Consider the following 17165-nt stretch of genomic DNA (forward strand, 5'->3'; position numbering starts at 1 on the left):
GTTTGCCTGTGTATCGTAGGAACGTGTCCCGTCCCCCGCTGACCGCCGCCGCGGTCGTCCAGCGCGCCGCGGAGCTCGCCGACGCCGACGGTCTCGGTGCCGTGACGCTCGCGGCCGTCGCCCGCTCCCTGGGGGTGCGGACACCGAGCCTCTACAGCCACGTCCGCGACCTGGCCGCGCTGCGCGACGGGATCACCGTCCTCGCCCTCGACGGCCTGGCCGACCGCGTCGCCGACGCGCTGGTGGGACGCTCGGGCGGGGACGCGCTGGAGGGTTTCGCCGGCGCCCACCGCGCCTTCGCGCTGGAGCACCCGGGCCGGTGGGAGGCACTGCACCGCAGGGCGGGTCCGGCCGCCGTGCAGGCGCCGGCGGCCGGCCGCGTCGTGCGCCTCACCGAGGCCGTGCTGCTGGGGTACCGCGTCCCGGCGCCGGACCGGGTGCACGCCACCCGCGTCCTCGGCGCCGCCCTCAGCGGTTTCCTCGACCTCGAACGCCTCGGCAGCTTCGACCACAGCTCGCCGGCCGCGGAGGAGTCCTGGCGCGAACTGCTGCGTTCGCTGCACCTCGTCCTGTCGCGCTGGTCCTCCCGCGACCCGTTCCCCCCGCAGGAGTTCCCGTGACGCACCCCCTCACCCCCGCGTTGTTCCACGGTGCCCTGGAGGTCGAGCCGACCGCCCGCGGGCTGCGTCCGCACCGGTTGCCGCGCGCGGTGCGGACGCGGGACGCCGACGCGCAGCTGCTGGCGGCGCAGGCGCAACCAGCCGGCGTCCGGCTCGTCGTGTCGACGCCTGCCCGGCGCCTCGAGCTGGTCCTGCACGCCACCCGCCAGGCCCTCGGCGGGGTGCAGCGGCTCCGCGGTGCGGTCGACGTCTGCGTCGACGGGAACCTGCGCAGCACCCACGTCCTCACCGGCGGGGACCTCGTGGACGTCGACCTGCGGACGGGGTCGGCGACGACGACGGCCGGACCCGACGACCACGTCGTCGTCGACGACCTGCCCACGGGGGACAAGGTCGTGGAGTTCTGGCTGCCCCACCTCGAACAGGTGGACGTCGTCGCCCTCTCGGCCGACGCGGAACTGCGGGCCGTGGCCCCGTCGGGTCCGCTCTGGGTCCACCACGGCAGTTCCCTCAGCCACGGCTCGAACGCGTCGAGCCCCACCCGCACCTGGCCGGCGGTCGCGGCGCGGGCGGCGGGCGTCCGGCTGCAGAACCTCGGCTTCGGCGGCAGCGCGCTCGTCGACCCGTTCCTGGCGCGCGTGGTGCGGGACCGCCCCACCGACCTCGTCAGCCTGAAGTTCGGCATCAACGTCGTGGGCGGGGACGTCATGCGGCGCAGGACGTTCGTCGCCGCCGTGCACGGGTTCCTCGACACCGTGCGCGACGGGCACCCGACGACACCGCTGCTCCTCGTCTCGCCGCTGCACTGCGCGCTGCACGAGGACACCCCGGGTCCCGGGTCCGTCGACCTCCAGGCCCTGGGGCGGGGCGAACTGCGGTTCACCGCGACGGGGACCCCCGGGGACACCGCGGGCGGACGGCTCACGCTGCGGGTCGTGCGGGACGCGCTGCGCGAGGTGGTCGCGGCCCGTGGCGACGACCCCCACCTGCACCACCTCGACGGCCTGGACCTGTTCGGCGAGGCCGACGAGCGCGAGCACCCCTTGCCCGACGCGCTGCACCTGGACACCGGGGGGCACGCCCTCGTCGGCCGCCGGTTCACCGACCTCGTGTTCGGCGCCGGTGGTGCGTTCTCCCGTCGCTGAGGATCAGGGGTTCTCCCCGGCCCGCACGAGCCCCCACTCGTAGGCCGCGATGACGGCCTGCACGCGGTCCCGCAGCCCCAGTTTCGCCAGCACGTTGCCCACGTGCGTCTTGACCGTCGTCAGGGACACGACGAGGTCCTGCGCGATCTCGGCGTTCGAGGCCCCTTCGGCGATGCGGCGCAGGACGTCGAGCTCGCGCGGGGTGAGCGGCTGCAGGCGCGCGTCGAGACCGTCCCCGGGGCCCTCCTCCGGGTCGGTGGGCAGTTGCGTGGCGAACAGGTCGAGCATCCTGCGCACCAGGCGGGGGGCGACGACGGAACTCCCCGCGTCCACGACGCGGATCGCGTCGACGAGTTCCTCGGGACCGGCGCTCTTGACGAGGAAACCGCTGGCACCCGAGCGCAGGGCGGCGAAGGCGTACTCGTCGACGTCGAACGTCGTCAGCACCAGCACCCGGGAACCGGGGTGCTGCTCGGCGATGCGGCGGGTGGCCTCGATCCCGTCCATGCCGGGCATCCGGACGTCCATGACGACGACGTCGGGGGCCAGCGCCTGCACCTGCTCGAGCGCGACCGCGCCGTCGGACGCCTCACCGACGACCTCGAGGTCGGGTTCGGACTCGATGACGAGGCGGAACCCCATGCGCAGCAACGCCTGGTCGTCCACGAGCAGCACGGTGGTCACGAACGGTCCCCTCCGTCGGTCGGCAGGACGACGTGGAGCCGCCAGCCGCCCTCGTCGCCGGGACCGGCCTGGACCTCGCCACCGAGGAGGGCCGCGCGTTCCCGCATCCCGACGAGCCCGAGGTGGGTCCCGCCGCCGTCGCCCGCCCGGACGCCCCCGGCGTCCACGACCTCGACCTCCAGGGTGGTGTCGTCGCGCCGCAGCACCAGCAGGACGGAGGGAGTTCCCGGGGCGTGCCGCAGCACGTTGGTGAGCGCCTCCGTCACGATCCGCACGACGGCCAGGCGGAGGACGGTGTCCGCGGGCAGCGGAACGTCCAGACCGCTGGTGGTCAGCGGCAACCCCGCGGTCCGGAACCGGTCGACGACGCCGTGCAGGTCCGTCTCGGTGGGCCCCGTGGGGACCCCCGGCGCCTTGCCCTCGATTTCCGCTGGCTGCAGCGAACCCAGCACGCTGCGCATGTCGGCCAGGGCGTCCCGGCCCGTCGCGGACAGTTCCGCGAGCGCCCGCCGGGAGGCGTCCGGAGCGCGGTCGAGCGCCGAGGCCGCACCGTCCGACAGCGCCACCATCACCGAGACGCTGTGCGCCACGATGTCGTGCATCTCCCGCGCGATCCGGGCCCGTTCGGCCGACCGCGCGAGGGCCGCGCTCGCGTCGCGTTCGCGGGCCATCGCCGCGTACCGCTCGGCGAGGTCGTGGGCGTGCAACCGGCGGGCCTGCGCCCCCGCGCCCGAGACCCCGCCCAGCACGAGGAGGGCGAGCAGCAGGAACAGCGTCCACGTGCGGCGCCCCGTCGAGGGGTCCGGTTCGCTGAGCCGCTGGAAGGGGGCACCGTCGACCGGAGGGAGTTCGTCGCTCCACAGCAGGACCTCGGCCAGACCGATGACCTGCCAGCGCAGCACGGCGACCGACACCACGACGAGGACCGCGGCGCCGACGGCCCACGCGGTGCGGGCGCTGCGCCGGGCGGCGACGGCGTGCAGCGCCCAGGCCAGGCAGAACCCCAGCACCCCCAGCACCTGGCCCAGCGCCAGCGACAGGACGGCGAGGAGGGTCACCACCCCGGTGACGGCCAGCGGCCACCGGTTCCGGCCGACGAGCGCGAGCGCCCCCGCCACCGTCCCCGCCAGCCAGGTCGTCACGTAGCGCTCGCCGAGGGGGGACCCCGGCGAGAACAACCCCAGGCTCGTGGCGCCCCGCACGGCCTCCGACACCGCGAGGGCGGTGACCGCCCCGACGAGCAGCACGAGCGTGACGACGAGCACGTGCGCGGTCCACGGGTGGGCCCGGAGCAGCCGGCGCGGTGTCGTCTGGTGCTGCACCTGCGACGCGGTGAGGGCGGGGGGACCCCCGGGGGTGGCGGCGTGCGGTGTCGTCACCGCGACAGCCTCCCACCGGGCGTGCACCGCACCCGGGTCAGGAGACGTCACGACGCACCAACCGGTACCCGGCGAGGACGGCGAGGACGGCGCACCACGCGGCCAGGACCAGCCCGCCGCCCGCCGCGCCGAGGTGGGGGCCGTGGCCGGCGGCGAGCGCGGCGAGCTGGGCGTCGTCGGCGAACAACCGCGTCCCGCTGCTCGGCAGGAACGCGCGCACGGTGTCGACGACGCGGCCGGGGTGCGGCGCCAGCAGGTGGTCGAGCAGCAGGAAGAGCGCGACCGCGGTGGCGAGCGCGGCGAGCGGTCGGCGCAGCAGCGAACCGAGCAGCACGCCGCACACCGCGGCCCCCGTGAGGAACAGCACGTAGCCGGCGGCGGCGCGCAGGTCGGTGGGGTCCGACGGCGTCCACGACAACCCGGCGGTCCGCCGGGCGCCGACGGTCACGGCGAGGGAGGCGGCGATCGCGGTGACGGCGGTCACCAGGGCCAGGGCCGCGGTCAGCGCGACCTGGGCGAGGAGGACCGGCACCCGGCGGGGCACCGCCGCGTACGTGGTGAGGGAGGTCCCGACCGCGAAGTCCGTGCTCCCGACGAGCACCCCGAGGACGAGGAGCCCGAGCTGGGCGAGGAGGTGTCCCGAACTGGCCAGGGAGGTGCTGCTGACCGCGTCCCCCGGGCCGACGAACAGGCCGAGGACGAAGGCGAGGAACGCTGCGGCGCAGACGGTCCCCGCGACGAGCCAGGTGGTCGACGGGAGGCTCGCGACCTTCGTCCACTCCGCGGCGACCACGCGGGGGACCGTGACGGCGCGGGCCTCAGACGAGGTCACGACGACGCAACCGGAACGCGGCGACGGTCAGCGGCACCGCCACCCAGGCGGCCAGGACCAGGGCGGAACCGCCCGCCCCGAGGTCGGGGGCCCCGTCGAGCCCACCGCCACCGGGGTTCGTCAACGCCGCCCCCGCACCGACGGGGGTGAAGCTCTCCACCGTGTTCACGGCCGCGGTCGCCGCGGGCGGGTTCTCCGGGTCGTACACCGCCATCGGGTCGTTGCCGGCCTCGGCCGCGAACGAGAGCACCACGGGGGCCACGAGGAGCAGCACGACGGCCGCCACGAGGGCGGGGACCGGGCGGCGCAGCAGCGCGCCGACCGCCAGGCCCAGCAGCCCGGCCCCGACGAGGAAGACGACCGAACCGAGCAGCAGCGCGGGCACGCCGGCCGCCGCGAGGTCGGGGGTCATCGCGCGCGAGGCGGCGGCGGGCAGGATCCCCAGCACGGCCGCGGCGACGCTCAGGACGCCGGTCCACAGGGCCACGGCGGCCGTCACGACGGCCTGGGCGAGCAGGACGGGAACGCGCCGCGGCACGGCGGCGAACGTCGTCCGGAAGGTTCCCGTGCTGTACTCGCCGGTCCCCACGAGCACCCCCAGGACGAGGACCCCGAGGAAGGCCAGCGGCAGCACGTCCGCGAGGCCCCGCGTCGGGACGAACCCCGGGTCGCCGGAGGAGGCGCTGGCGGACAGGTGCGTGAGGAACCCCACCAGCCCGACGGTCGCCACGACGACGACGTGGGTGGAGCGCAGGCCCAGGAGTTTCGTCCACTCCGCGCGGACGACCCGCGCGAAGGACGGGCCGGAACCCGCCACGACCGTCCGGGGCGTCGGCGAACCGACCGCGGCGCTCACCGGGCACCGGCCTGGTACTCGACGGAACCGCTGGTGAGCTCCAGGTACGCCGCTTCCAGCGAACCGGCCTCGGCGGCGAGTTCGAGGACCGTCGCCCCGACCCGGCCCGCGACCGCGCCGACCTCCTCGACCGAGGTTCCCCGCACGTGCAGCGCGCCGTCGGGCCGGCCCGTGACGACGGCCCCGGCCCGCACCAGCGCCTGGGCCAGCGCGTCCGGTGCCGTGGTCCGGACACGCACCAGACCGGCCCCGCGGGAACGTTCCAGGAGTTCGGCCACCGTGGCGTCGGCGAGCAGCCGCCCGCGACCGATGACCACGACCCGGTCCGCGCACAGCGCGAGTTCGTGCATCAGGTGGGAGGACAGGAACACCGTCCGGCCCTCGGCCGCCAGGTCCCGCACGAGCGAGCGGATCCACAGCACGCCGTCGGGGTCGAGGCCGTTGACCGGCTCGTCGAACATCACGGTCGCCGGGTCGCCCAGCAGCGCCGCGGCGATCCCGAGCCGCTGGCCCATGCCGAGCGAGTAACCCTTCACCCTGCGCCCCGCGACGGATTCCAGCCCGGTGAGCCCGATGACCTCGTCCACCCGGGACCGGGGGATGCCGTGCGTGCGGGCCAGCGCAAGCAGGTGGCGGAACGCGGTCCGGCCCGGGTGCACCGACCGGGCGTCGAGCATCGCCCCGATCGTGCGCAGCGGGGCCTCCAGGTCCGCGTACCGCTGCCCGTCGACGAGGACGGTGCCGGCGGTCGGGCGTTCCAGGCCCAGGACCATCCGCATCGTCGTGGACTTCCCCGCACCGTTCGGGCCCAGGAAACCCGTGACCGTCCCCGGGTCGGCCGTGAACGACAACCCGTCCACCGCCGTCGTCGTCCCGTAGCGCTTCGTCAGCGCCTCCGCCGTGATCATGCGTCCTCCTCGGTCCGCCGACGACACCCGTCGGCTGTCGTGGACGACGCTAGGAATCCCCGGTCCGCGCGAGCACCTGCCGCAGGACGAGATCCCCGTGGGGCGTTCCTCCTCCTCGAGGAGGAGGAACCCGGCTGACCGTCCCGCAATGTACGCTCGTACCATGACTGCACACCCGGTGCTCCCGGACCCCGCCGCCCGTCGGCAGGCGCTGGTGGTGGTGCGCCCGCCGCTGCACGGCGACCGCGGCAGCCACACCACCGTCGGGGCGCGGTCCGCCGTGGACGTCGGCCACACGGCGGCCCCGTCGTGAGCACCGGGGACGACGCCGTCGTCGGCGCGGGTCGTGCGCCGCGTGCAGCCCGGACGACCCGGCGCTACGAACCCGACCGCCGCCTGCGGATCCTCGAGGTCACCCTCGACGTCGTCGCCGAGCACGGTGTCGCCGGCACCACCCACCGCAAGGTCGCGGCCGCGGCCGACGTGCCCCTGGGAGCGATGACGTACTACTTCACCGGGCTCGCGGACCTGTTCTCCTCGGCCTTCACGCTGCTCGCGCAGCGGTGGGGCGACGCCTTCGAGGCGGCGATGGCCGCCGTCCCCGACGGCGTCGACCCGCGTGACGCCGTGGCGGACGCGGTCCTGGTGGGCCTGGCCGACGACGCCGACGCCGACGCCGTGACGGGGTCACGACGTCAAGCGGTCCTGGCCTACGAGTTGTACGCCCTCGCCGCCCGCGACTCCGCGGTCCGCGAGGTCACGCAGACCTGGATGGAGCGCACCCGCGCCGCACTGCGACGGCACTTCGACCCCGACGACGCGAGGGTGCTCGACGCGCTCATCGAGGGCCTGAGCATCCACGCGGTCCTGTCCACGGAACCCTTGGACCGTGAGCGGTTCCGCGCCGACATCGCCCGGCTCGCCCCGCCACCGCTCGCTCCCCCTGCTCATCCCTGACGGACGGACCAGCCCACCGTGTACTCGCTCCTCCTGGCGATCGTCTACGTCGCCTTCATCAGCCTGGGTCTGCCCGATTCCCTGCTGGGCGCGGGATGGCCCGTGATGCACCAGGACCTCGGGGTCTCCCTGGGTCTCGCAGGCGTTCTGACGATGATCATCGCGGGCGGGACGATCGTGTCCAGCCTCGCCTCGGACCGCCTCACGCGCCGCTGGGGCGCCGGCCTCGTCACGGCCGTCAGCGTCGGGACGACCGCGGTCGCCCTCCTCGGTTTCTCGTTCTCCCCGTCGTTCTGGGTGCTGTGCCTGTGGGCCGTGCCGTACGGCCTGGGCGCGGGCGCGGTCGACGCCGCGCTGAACAACTACGTCGCGCTGCACTACGCCGCCCGGCACATGAACTGGCTGCACAGCTTCTGGGGCGTCGGCGCCTCCATCAGCCCGTTCATCATGAGCTACGCGCTCAGCGCCGGGTGGGGCTGGTCGAGCGCGTACCGGATCGTCGGCGTCACGCAGGTCGTCCTCACGGCACTGCTGGTGGCGAGCCTGCCGCTGTGGGGCAAGGTCCACCGCGTCGCCCCCACCGGAGAGCACGAGGAGACGTCCGGTCAGCGCGCAGCGCACGTCCCCCTGGCCCGGGTGGTCCGCATCCCCGGCGTGCTCCTCGTCCTCACCGCGTTCTTCGCGTACTGCGCGCTGGAGAGCACGTCGATCCTGTGGGCGGCGACCTACCTGGTGAGCGACCGGGGGGTCGACGCGACCGCAGCCGCGGCCTTCGCCTCGCTCTTCCTGCTGGGCATCACCGGCGGGAGGTTCCTGGCGGGTTTCTTCGCCGACCGGGTGGGGGACCGGTTCCTCATCCGCGGTGGGTTCGCGGCCGTCGGCGTCGGGGTGGTGCTCATCGCGCTGCCCGTCGGGACCGACGCGCTGGCCCTGGCGGGTCTCGTCGTGGCGGGGCTGGGGTGCGCCCCGGTGTACCCGGCCATCATCCACTCGACACCGGTGAACTTCGGCCGGGAGAACTCCCAGGCGGTCGTCGGCGTCCAGATGGCGGCGGCCTACACGGGTTCGACTCTCGCGCCCCCGGCGTTCGGGGCGCTCTCGACGTGGCTGGGCACCGGGGTGCTGCCGGTGTTCCTCGGGGTGCTGGTCGTGCTGGGGCTGGTCATGTCCGAGCGTCTGAACCGCCTCGTCGACCGCCGGTGAGGCGGTCGAGAGCGCGACGGACGACTCGCGGTCCCCTTACGACGGCAACCGCCACACGTCCACGAGCATCCCGCCGTCGGCGGTGTGCCGGGCGGGCGCGGGGGAGTCGAGGACGACGAGCAGCTCCCGGCCACCGGGCAGCAGGGCCAACCCTTCCGGGTGGTCCTCGCCCTGCCCGTGCGGCAGGTCGAGGACGACGGGCAGCTCGTCGGCCCGCACGACGTCGGCGGTCTCGACGGTGCAGGCGCCCGCCCAGCGGTGGACGCGGACGGGGCCGGACAGCCCCATCGAGGGGCCGGTCAGCACGAGCAGGTCGTCCCCGTCGGGGCACAGGTCGCGGACGCCGAGCCCGCGCAGGTCCAGCAGGTGCGTCCGGTACGTCGAGCCGTCCTCGAACTCCCCCAGCATCAGCCGGTGCGGGTCCTTGCGGTGCGTCACCGGGCGCACCTCGAGCACGACGGCCCAGCCGCGCAGGACCGGACCCCGCAGCCCCACGTACAGCCGCGTCCCGCCGGGTGAGTGGTGGACGGCGACGCCCTCGACGTCCAGGCCGTTGTCCTTGGACGGGATGGACAGGAAGGGGCCGACGAGGTCGTCGTCGCGCAGGTGCACCGTCAGGTCGTCGTCGTGGGCACCGAGGACCGCGGCCGTCAGCACCTCGCCGTCGACCTCGACCCGCCGCGCCGGCAGCCCGGTCGACGGGTCGACGGGCAGCCGGACGAGGACGTAGCGGTTGGCCTCGCGGACCACCTTGCCCAGCCGCTTGCGCGCCTTCGCGTCGCCGTCGGCGGGGCGGATGCGCTTGCGCTTGAGACTGTGCGACCCGATGGCCCACAGCCAGTTCCCGTTGCGCGCCAGCCCCTCCACGTCGGCTTCCTCGTGCGGGGGGCCCGGCAGGCCCACCAGGTCGGCCAGCGCCACGGAGACCTGCTCGCCGTACCCCGTCACGGAACCGTCGACGGTCCGGGCGGTGAGGCGCTCGACCGTGGCGGTCTCGTCGCCGGCGACCCACAGGAAGGGGCCGTCCGAGCGGACGGCTGACAGGTTGACGTGCGTCGCGCCGGCCTTGGACGCATCGTCGAAGTGCAGCGGTACGCGGCGCTCAGGCTGTCTGTCCACGAGGGGACAGCGTCCGGGACGGGTCTCCGGTTCCCGGGAACAACGGGCCCTCCTCGTGAGTTGAGCCCATCAGACTCAAGTTCACGGAGTCTCCGCTTGACAGATCCGGAGCGGTCCGCGAACTTGAGTGGGGAACGCTCAACAGTCACAGCTTGCTCGGGAGGGCATCCACCATGGCACGTGCGGTCGGCATCGACCTCGGGACCACCAACTCCGTCGTCTCCGTCCTCGAGGGCGGCGAGCCGACGGTCATCGCCAACGCCGAGGGTGGGCGCACCACGCCCTCCGTCGTCGCCTTCGCCAAGAACGGTGAGGTGCTGGTCGGCGAGATCGCCAAGCGCCAGGCCGTCACCAACGTCGACCGCACGATCCGGTCCGTGAAGCGCCACGTCGGCACCGACTGGAACGTCGAGATCGACGACAAGAAGTACACGCCGCAGGAGATCAGCGCCCGCATCCTGCAGAAGCTCAAGCGCGACGCCGAGAGCTACCTCGGCGAGACCGTGACCGACGCCGTCATCACCGTCCCGGCGTACTTCTCCGACGCGCAGCGCCAGGCCACCAAGGAGGCCGGCGAGATCGCGGGGATGAACGTCCTGCGCATCATCAACGAGCCGACCGCGGCCGCCCTCGCCTACGGGCTGGAGAAGGGCAAGGAGGACGAGCTCATCCTCGTCTTCGACCTCGGTGGCGGGACGTTCGACGTGTCCCTGCTCGAGGTCGGCAAGGACGACGACGGGTTCTCCACCATCCAGGTCCGCGCGACCTCCGGTGACAACCACCTCGGTGGCGACGACTGGGACCAGCGCGTCGTCGACCACCTGCTGAAGAAGGTCCAGGGCGCCTACGGCATCGACCTGTCCAAGGACAAGATCGCGATGCAGCGTCTCCGCGAGTCCGCCGAGCAGGCCAAGAAGGAACTCTCGACGGCCACCAGCACCGGCATCTCCCTGCAGTACCTGTCGATGACGGAGAACGGCCCCGTCCACCTGGACGAGCAGCTGACCCGCGCGCAGTTCGAGCAGATGACGCAGGACCTGCTGGACCGCACCAAGAAGCCGTTCCACGACGTCATCCGCGACGCCGACGTCAAGCTCGCCGACATCCACCACGTCGTGCTCGTGGGTGGTTCCACCCGCATGCCCGCGGTGACGAGCGTCGTCAAGGAGCTGACCGGCGGCAAGGAGCCCAACAAGGGCGTCAACCCGGACGAGGTCGTCGCCATCGGCGCCGCCCTGCAGGCCGGTGTCCTCAAGGGCGAGCGCAAGGACGTCCTGCTCATCGACGTCACCCCGCTGTCCCTGGGCATCGAGACCAAGGGCGGGATCATGACCAAGCTCATCGAGCGCAACACGGCCATCCCGACCAAGCGCTCGGAGGTCTTCACGACCGCCGACGACAACCAGCCCTCGGTGCTCATCCAGGTGTTCCAGGGTGAACGCGAACTGGCCCGCGACAACAAGCCGCTCGGCACGTTCGAGCTGACCGGCATCGCCCCCGCCCCGCGCGGTGTGCCGCAGGTCGAGGTCACCTTCGACATCGACGCCAACGGCATCGTGCACGTGAACGCGAAGGACCGCGGCACGGGCAAGGAGCAGTCGATGACCATCTCCGGCGGCAGCGCGCTGTCGAAGGAGGACATCGAGCGGATGGTCAAGGACGCCGAGCAGCACGCTAACGAGGACAAGCAGCGTCGCGAGGAGGCCGAGGCCCGCAACCAGGCCGAGGCGCTCGTCTACCAGACCGAGAAGTTCATCGCCGACAACTCCGACAAGCTGCCCGCCGACGGCAAGGCCACGGTGGAGTCCGCTGTCGCGGAGCTGAAGACGGCCCTGAACGGCACGGACGCGGCCGAGATCAAGGCCAAGTCCGAGGCCGTCGCCAAGGCGTCGCAGGAACTGGGGTCGGCGATGTACGCCGCGCAGCAGTCCGAGGGCGCCCCCGCTGGTGACGCCGGTTCCCAGGCGGGCCCGGACTTCACCAAGAACGCCTCCTCCGACGAGGACGTGGTGGACGCCGAGGTCGTCGACGACGAGAAGGACAAGTGATGTCGGAGGAGTTCTCCGAACCCACCGTGGTCCGCGACAACCGCCGCATCGACCCCGAGACGGGGCAGGTGCGCGGTCTGTCGCCGGCCGACGCCCCCCAGCCCGAGACCCCCGCGGCACCGACCGTGGGGGGCCCGGACGACGGGGCCGCCGACGCCGAGCTCGACGCGGCGCAGGGCCTCGCGGCCTCGCGCCTGGAGGAGCTGCAGCGGCTGAACGCCGAGTACGTGAACTACAAGAAGCGGGTCGACCGCGACCGCGACGTCGCCAAGAACGCCGCGATCGCCGGGGTGGCCGAGGCGCTGCTCCCGGTCCTCGACGACGTCCACCTCTCGCGCGAGCACGGTGACCTCACCGGCCCGTTCGTCGCGATCGCGGACAAGCTCGAGGCCACGCTGGCGCGGTTCGGCCTCGAGCGGTACGGCCAGGACGGCGAACCGTTCGACCCGGCCGTGCACGAGGCGCTGATGCACAGCCACTCCGACGAGTACGAGGTCGCGACGTGCACGAAGGTCCTGCAGCCGGGGTACAAGCTCGGCGACCGGATCCTGCGGCCGGCCCGCGTCGCGGTGGCCGACCCGCAGGGATGACCTGCGGACGAACTGACGAGATCGAGGGAGGGGGGCGCCGGTGAGCATGCAGGACTGGGCCGAGAAGGACTTCTACGCGATCCTCGGCGTCCCCCACGACGCCGACGCGGCCGAGATCAAGAAGGCGTACCGCAAGAAGGCCCGCACGCTGCACCCGGACGCGAACCCGGGTGACGCGTCGGCCGAGCAGCAGTTCAAGGAGGTCGGCGAGGCCTACGCGGTCCTGTCCGACCCCGAGCAGCGGCAGCAGTACGACGGGATCCGCGCCATGGTCGGCGGCGGCGCCCGGTTCTCCTCCGGGGGAGCCGGCGGTGCGGGCGGCGGCGCCGGGTTCGAGGACCTGCTCGGCGGGTTGTTCGGCCAGGGTCGCGCCGGCGCCCCCGGCGGTGTCCGGTTCGGCACGCCCGGTGGCGCCGGCGGCGGGGCGGGGTTCGAGGACCTGCTCGGCGGGTTGTTCGGCCAAGGGGGTGCGGCTCCCGGTGGTTTCCCGGGCGGTTTCCCCGGTCAGACCGCCGCCCGGGGCCAGGACCTCGACGCCTCCGCGCGTGTCACGTTCCGCGACGCCCTCGAGGGCAAGACGGTCTCCCTGCGGGTCCCCGACCCGCGGGGCGGACCGGCCCGGACCGTCAACGCGCGGCTGCCCCAGGGCGTCCGTGACGGCCAGAAGGTCAGGTTGCGCGGCAAGGGGTTGGCCGGTCCCGGGGGGACGGGCGACCTGCTCGTCACCGTGCACGTCGAACCGCACCCGGTGTTCCGCCGGGACGGGGACGACCTGCGCATGACGTTGCCGGTCTCGTTCGACGAGGCCGTGCTCGGCGCCACGGTCGAGGTCCCGACCCTGGACGGTGCGACCGTCAAGGTGAAGGTGCCCGCCGGGACGCCGTCGGGCCGTTCGCTGCGGCTGAAGGGCCGGGGCGTGAAGCGGTCCCGTTCGACCGACGACCGGGGCGACCTGTTCGTCACGATCGAGGTCGTCGTCCCGCAACGGGTCGACGGCGCCGTGCGCGAGGCCGTCGAGGCGTTCGCGAAGGCGACCGCCGGGGACGACCCGCGCGCCGGTCTGGCCGAGCGCGCCCGCAGCTGACGAGACGAGGAGGGGAGAGGTGTACGAGGACGACAGTCCGCTGTTCGTGATCTCGGTGGCGGCCGACCTCGCCGGGATGCACCCGCAGACGCTGCGCCAGTACGACCGCCTCGGACTCGTCTCGCCCAGCCGGGCCCGCGGTCGCGGGCGGCGGTACTCCGCCCGCGACATCGCCCAACTGCGGGAGGTGCAGCGCCTGTCCCAGGAGGACGGCGTGAACCTCGCGGGGATCAAGCGCATCCTCGACCTCGAGAACCAGGTGCTGGCCCTCGGCCACCGGGTGCAGGAACTCGAGGACGAGATCGCCCTCGTCCGTCAGCAGGCCCGGCGCATCTTCGCCGCGGGGGTGGCCGGCGACATCGTCGCCACCCCGATGGGTCGGCGGCCGGAGTCGCAGCGCTCGACGGCCCTCGTCGTCTGGCGTCCTGACCGCAGCCGCTGAACCGGTCGCAGACCACGTCCACGAACCCCGTCCACCTCCCGCGGTGGACGGGGTTCCTGCGTTCCCGGGCGCGGGTCACACTGACGGGGTGGACGAGGCGGCGTTGCCCTGGGCGCAGGACGTCCTGCGCGCGACCGGCGCGCCCGCCGGCCCGGCCGAGCTCGTCAAGGACCGCCCCTGGTCGATGGTGTGGCGGTTGCCGACGCCCACCGGGCCGGTGTGGCTGAAGGCCTGCCCGGAACGCACCCGGCACGAGGTGCGGCTGCTGTCCGCCCTCGCCCGCTTCGACGTGCCGCACGTCCTGGTCCCGCTCGCCGTCGAGGAGGACCGCGGGTGGGTCCTGCTGCCGGACGGTGGGCCGACGGTGCGCGACGTCCCCCTGCAACCGGCTGCGGCGCAGCGCCGCTGGGCCGACGCGCTGCGCGCCTACGGCGAGGTCCAGCGCGCCACGGCGCCGCACGCCGACGCCCTCGTCGCCCTCGGCGTCCCCGACCTGCGCCTGCCGGAGCTGCCCACGGCCTTCGAGCGGCTGGCGCTGCGCTGGGCGCCGGACCTCCGGCCGTTGCTGCCCCGTGTGCGCGACGACGCCGCCGAGCTCGCCGACCTCGGCCTGCCGGCGACGCTGCAGCACGACGACCTGCACGACGGCAACGTCTTCGCCGCCGGGAGCCGCCCCTTCGACTGGGGCGACGCGTGCGTCGGGCACCCCTTCGCGAGCCTGCTGGTGGCCCTCGACGCCGCGCCGGAGGGGCCCGCCCCCGACCCGAGCGGGCCCGCGGCGGCGGCCTACCTCGCGGGGTGGCCCGACCTCCCGGTGGAGGGTCTCGACCGCGTCCTCCGGCTCGCCGTGCGCCTGGCCGTCGTCAGCCGCGCCGACAGCTGGGACCGGGCCCTGGCCGGCTGGCCGGAGGCGCCCGAGCCCTACCGGACCGCGCCGGCGGACTGGCTGCGTCGCCTCGCCTGAGCGGAGGGCCGTCTCGGAAGGGGTTGCCTCCTGCGGCTAATGGGCATAGCTTCAAGCTAACGACATTAGCTGAGGAGATGGTCATGACCGAGTTCCTGCGCCGCGACGGGGGAACCCTCGCGTACGACGTCGAGGGTGAGGGGCCGCTGGTCCTCCTGGCCCACGGGATGGGGGACGACCGCCGCTCGTACCGCTTCCTCGCCCCGCGCCTCGTCGCCGCCGGGTACCGGGTCGCCAGCCTCGACCTGCGCGGCTGCGGGGAGTCCAGCACGGGCTGGGACGGCTACCGCCGCAACGACATCGCCGCGGACCTCGTCGCGCTCGTCCGCCACCTCGGCGGTCCGGCCGTCCTCGTGGGCCAGTCGATCAGCGGCGGGGCGGCCACCATCGCGGCGGCCACGGCCCCCGACCTCGTGGCCGGCCTCGTGCAGCTGGCCCCCTTCACCCGCGTGCAGTCCGTGGACGTCTCGGGGCTCCTCCGCGTGCGGCGGCACCGGCAGGCGATGGTGCGCCTCGCTCTCGCCGCGGGTCTGGGCAGCGCCCCGTCCTGGGGGCGCTACCTCGACCTCGCGGTGCCGACGAAACCGGCGGACTGGGACGCGGCGCGCGCGCGGACCCTGGACCTGCTGCGCGACCCCGGGCGGAAGGCCGCCTTCAAGACCATGGGGTCAGGTTCCCCCGCTGACGCGGGGGAGGCCTTGCGCGCCGTCCGGTGCCCCGTCGTCGTCGTCGAGGGCGGCGCCGACCCCGACTGGGCCGACCCGCGCGCCGAGGGGGAGCGCGTCGTGTCGGACCTGCCCGCCGGCCTCGGGGAACTCGTCGTCCTCGACGGCGTCGGGCACTACCCGCACGTCGAGGCGCCCGAACAGGTCGCCGCGCTCGTCCTGCCCTTCCTGCAGCGGACGCTCGCCCGTGCCTAGGGCGGGTCTGGACGCCGCGGCCGTCACCCTCGCGGGCGCGGACCTCGCCGACGAACTGGGGTTCGAGAAGCTCGCGATGGGGATGGTCGCCGACCGGCTGGGGGTCCGGCCGCCGTCCCTCTACAAGCACGTGGGGTCCTTGGCCGACCTCGCGCAGCGCATCGCCGCGCTGGCCGCCACCGAACTCGGCGACACCCTGCGGGACGCGTTGCAGGGGTTGTCCGGTCCGGACGCGCTCCGCGCTGCGGCGCAGGCGTTCCGCGGGTTCGTCCGGAACCACCCCGGCCGGTACGCGGCCACGCTCGGCGCGCGTCCGACGTCCCCCGACGACGAGTACGCACGTGCCACGGCCCGGGTGCTGGAATCCCTCGCCGTGGTGCTGCGCGGCTACGGGGTGCCGGCCGCCGACGAGGTCCACGCGCTGCGGATGCTGCGCAGTGCCCTGCACGGTTTCGCGACCCTGGAGTCCGGCGGAGGTTTCCAGCTCGGCACCGACGTGGACGAGAGCTTCGCGTGGCTCGTGGAGTTCGTGGAACGGGGACTGCGCTGATCGCCACCCTGCGGAAGCGTTGCAGCACAGTGAGTTCGCTTTGATCAAACAGTTCCTGTGCGGTAGGGTGAGGCATGGCCGCGACGTTCCTCCGCGAAGCCCCCGACGGGGTCACCTCCGCCGCGCCGTCCCGCCTGCGCCACGCTGCGCCGCTACGTCACCGCGCGGGACGAGACCTGCACCGCCCCCGTCTGCCCGGTCCCGGCGGTCGACTGCGACCTCGACCACGTCGTCCCCTTCCCGCAAGGCCCACCACTGCAGGCAACCTGCGGGCCGTCTGCCGCAGCTACCACCGGTTCAAGACCCAGTAGCTGTTCCAAGAACTCCGGCGCCGCCAGGTCCGCCCTTCCGCACCGGACGACCCGCCTCCCTCCCGAGGGGACGACTCCGGACGCGCAGCAGGAACCGCCGTTCGGTGAACTGCAGTTGTGGGCGCCCGTGCAGGGTCATGAGGGTTCCGGCGTGGCGCTCGACGGTGAAGTCCGGTGGCAGGTGCCAGGGAACCGTCCGCAGGAACGACACGAGCGTCGACACGTCGGCGAACCGGATCGGGCCGCTCCACGACTCCGCCACCTCGACGTCGAGGCCGGCCGCCACGGCCGCCCGGTGAGCGTGTTCGAGCGTCACGTCCGGGAACGCGGGGGCGGCGTCGAACTCCGCTCCCAGGTCGTCGAGGTTCCGGCCGTCGACCTGCTGGGTCAGGAAGGTCCCGCCCGGTCGCAGCACGCGGGACACGTCGGGCCGGTTCTAGCGGTCCTCGCAACACCCTGAGATTGGGGAGTTGCGAGGACCGTGCCACGACAGCATCCAGTCAGGGTGAAGAAGAAGTTCTTGCGGGACCTGGCCCGCAACGGCGGGAACGTC

19 protein-coding genes are annotated in these 17165 nt (G+C 73.8%); 12 read left to right on the forward strand and 7 right to left on the reverse strand.

The features are described 5' to 3' along the window. Nucleotides 1–23: 23 nt before the first annotated feature. Together AB1207_RS10825 and AB1207_RS10830 are read left to right on the forward strand one after the other, a co-directional pair. A complete protein-coding gene (locus tag AB1207_RS10825; protein ID WP_367638210.1) occupies nucleotides 24–620 on the forward strand; it encodes a TetR/AcrR family transcriptional regulator in 597 nt (198 codons plus the stop codon). Beyond that, nucleotides 617–1765, forward strand: coding sequence for a GDSL-type esterase/lipase family protein (locus AB1207_RS10830; protein WP_367638212.1), 1149 nt, complete (start codon nucleotides 617–619; stop codon nucleotides 1763–1765). The genes AB1207_RS10825 and AB1207_RS10830 overlap by 4 nt, the downstream gene beginning before the upstream one ends. Nucleotides 1766–1768: 3 nt before the next feature. Here AB1207_RS10830 and AB1207_RS10835 read toward each other — a convergent pair whose 3' ends face one another. Genes AB1207_RS10835 through AB1207_RS10855 form a run of 5 tightly spaced genes read right to left on the reverse strand, consistent with a single transcriptional unit; the run spans nucleotide 1769 to nucleotide 6424 of the window. Continuing rightward, nucleotides 1769–2449, reverse strand: coding sequence for a response regulator (locus AB1207_RS10835; protein ID WP_367638214.1), 681 nt, complete (start codon nucleotides 2447–2449; stop codon nucleotides 1769–1771). After that, a complete protein-coding gene (locus AB1207_RS10840) occupies nucleotides 2446–3828 on the reverse strand; it encodes a sensor histidine kinase (RefSeq protein ID WP_367638215.1) in 1383 nt (460 codons plus the stop codon). The genes AB1207_RS10835 and AB1207_RS10840 overlap by 4 nt, the downstream gene beginning before the upstream one ends. A gap of 37 nt (nucleotides 3829–3865) precedes the next feature. Next, a complete protein-coding gene (locus tag AB1207_RS10845) occupies nucleotides 3866–4660 on the reverse strand; it encodes a hypothetical protein (RefSeq protein ID WP_367638217.1) in 795 nt (264 codons plus the stop codon). Then, nucleotides 4647–5516 (reverse strand): ABC transporter permease subunit, encoded by an 870-nt coding sequence (locus AB1207_RS10850; RefSeq protein WP_367638218.1) that lies wholly within the window; start codon nucleotides 5514–5516, stop codon nucleotides 4647–4649. The genes AB1207_RS10845 and AB1207_RS10850 overlap by 14 nt, the downstream gene beginning before the upstream one ends. Then, nucleotides 5513–6424 carry an ABC transporter ATP-binding protein gene (locus AB1207_RS10855; protein ID WP_367638220.1) on the reverse strand — a complete coding sequence of 304 codons (912 nt, stop codon included), beginning with the start codon at nucleotides 6422–6424 and terminating at the stop codon, nucleotides 5513–5515. The genes AB1207_RS10850 and AB1207_RS10855 overlap by 4 nt, the downstream gene beginning before the upstream one ends. A gap of 163 nt (nucleotides 6425–6587) precedes the next feature. Here AB1207_RS10855 and AB1207_RS10860 point away from each other — a divergent pair, with 163 nt between their 5' ends. Genes AB1207_RS10860 through AB1207_RS10870 form a run of 3 tightly spaced genes read left to right on the forward strand, consistent with a single transcriptional unit; the run spans nucleotide 6588 to nucleotide 8584 of the window. Next, nucleotides 6588–6737 (forward strand): hypothetical protein, encoded by a 150-nt coding sequence (locus tag AB1207_RS10860; RefSeq protein ID WP_367638222.1) that lies wholly within the window; start codon nucleotides 6588–6590, stop codon nucleotides 6735–6737. Next, nucleotides 6734–7381: a TetR/AcrR family transcriptional regulator gene (locus tag AB1207_RS10865; RefSeq protein ID WP_367638223.1), complete on the forward strand. Its 648-nt coding sequence runs from the start codon at nucleotides 6734–6736 to the stop codon at nucleotides 7379–7381. Before AB1207_RS10860 ends, AB1207_RS10865 begins: the two co-directional genes overlap by 4 nt. 18 nt (nucleotides 7382–7399) lie before the next feature. Continuing rightward, nucleotides 7400–8584: an MFS transporter gene (locus tag AB1207_RS10870; protein WP_367638224.1), complete on the forward strand. Its 1185-nt coding sequence runs from the start codon at nucleotides 7400–7402 to the stop codon at nucleotides 8582–8584. A gap of 36 nt (nucleotides 8585–8620) precedes the next feature. On the opposite strand, the gene AB1207_RS10875 is transcribed toward AB1207_RS10870, so the two are convergent. Next, nucleotides 8621–9703 carry a DUF3616 domain-containing protein gene (locus tag AB1207_RS10875; protein ID WP_367638225.1) on the reverse strand — a complete coding sequence of 361 codons (1083 nt, stop codon included), beginning with the start codon at nucleotides 9701–9703 and terminating at the stop codon, nucleotides 8621–8623. A gap of 173 nt (nucleotides 9704–9876) precedes the next feature. On the opposite strand from AB1207_RS10875, the gene dnaK reads away from it, so the two are divergent. The 7 genes from dnaK to AB1207_RS10910 all read left to right on the forward strand — a co-directional run bounded on the left by dnaK (nucleotide 9877) and on the right by AB1207_RS10910 (nucleotide 16301). Continuing rightward, nucleotides 9877–11751: a molecular chaperone DnaK gene (gene dnaK, locus AB1207_RS10880; RefSeq protein ID WP_367638227.1), complete on the forward strand. Its 1875-nt coding sequence runs from the start codon at nucleotides 9877–9879 to the stop codon at nucleotides 11749–11751. Continuing rightward, complete coding sequence (grpE, locus tag AB1207_RS10885) at nucleotides 11751–12341, forward strand: nucleotide exchange factor GrpE (protein WP_367638229.1); 591 nt, start codon at nucleotides 11751–11753, stop codon at nucleotides 12339–12341. Before dnaK ends, grpE begins: the two co-directional genes overlap by 1 nt. Nucleotides 12342–12381: 40 nt before the next feature. Continuing rightward, nucleotides 12382–13425: a DnaJ C-terminal domain-containing protein gene (locus AB1207_RS10890; protein ID WP_367638231.1), complete on the forward strand. Its 1044-nt coding sequence runs from the start codon at nucleotides 12382–12384 to the stop codon at nucleotides 13423–13425. A 19-nt stretch (nucleotides 13426–13444) separates the two neighbouring features. Next, nucleotides 13445–13867 carry a heat shock protein transcriptional repressor HspR gene (locus tag AB1207_RS10895; RefSeq protein ID WP_367638233.1) on the forward strand — a complete coding sequence of 141 codons (423 nt, stop codon included), beginning with the start codon at nucleotides 13445–13447 and terminating at the stop codon, nucleotides 13865–13867. Nucleotides 13868–13955: 88 nt separating this feature from the next. After that, nucleotides 13956–14831 carry an aminoglycoside phosphotransferase family protein gene (locus AB1207_RS10900; protein ID WP_367638234.1) on the forward strand — a complete coding sequence of 292 codons (876 nt, stop codon included), beginning with the start codon at nucleotides 13956–13958 and terminating at the stop codon, nucleotides 14829–14831. Nucleotides 14832–14914: 83 nt separating this feature from the next. Then, complete coding sequence (locus tag AB1207_RS10905) at nucleotides 14915–15751, forward strand: alpha/beta fold hydrolase (RefSeq protein WP_367638236.1); 837 nt, start codon at nucleotides 14915–14917, stop codon at nucleotides 15749–15751. Continuing rightward, nucleotides 15744–16301, forward strand: a complete 558-nt coding sequence (locus AB1207_RS10910; RefSeq protein WP_367638238.1) for a TetR/AcrR family transcriptional regulator — start codon at nucleotides 15744–15746, stop codon at nucleotides 16299–16301. Before AB1207_RS10905 ends, AB1207_RS10910 begins: the two co-directional genes overlap by 8 nt. 297 nt (nucleotides 16302–16598) lie before the next feature. Here AB1207_RS10910 and AB1207_RS10915 read toward each other — a convergent pair whose 3' ends face one another. Further along, nucleotides 16599–17036, reverse strand: coding sequence for a hypothetical protein (locus tag AB1207_RS10915; protein WP_367638239.1), 438 nt, complete (start codon nucleotides 17034–17036; stop codon nucleotides 16599–16601). Nucleotides 17037–17165 lie beyond the last annotated feature (129 nt).

It is taken from the genome of Kineococcus endophyticus (assembly GCF_040796495.1).
GTDB lineage: Bacteria > Actinomycetota > Actinomycetes > Actinomycetales > Kineococcaceae > Kineococcus > Kineococcus endophyticus.

What these genes read in the sequence shown, in the direction of transcription:
- dnaK (WP_367638227.1), top strand. Translation starts at nt 9,877, where the DNA reads ATGGCACGTGCGGTCGGCATCGACCTCGGGACCACCAACTCCGTCGTC.
- grpE (WP_367638229.1), top strand. Translation starts at nt 11,751, where the DNA reads ATGTCGGAGGAGTTCTCCGAACCCACCGTGGTCCGCGACAACCGCCGC.
- AB1207_RS10905 (WP_367638236.1), top strand. Translation starts at nt 14,915, where the DNA reads ATGACCGAGTTCCTGCGCCGCGACGGGGGAACCCTCGCGTACGACGTC.
- AB1207_RS10860 (WP_367638222.1), top strand. Translation starts at nt 6,588, where the DNA reads ATGACTGCACACCCGGTGCTCCCGGACCCCGCCGCCCGTCGGCAGGCG.
- AB1207_RS10855 (WP_367638220.1), bottom strand. Translation starts at nt 6,424, where the DNA reads ATGATCACGGCGGAGGCGCTGACGAAGCGCTACGGGACGACGACGGCG.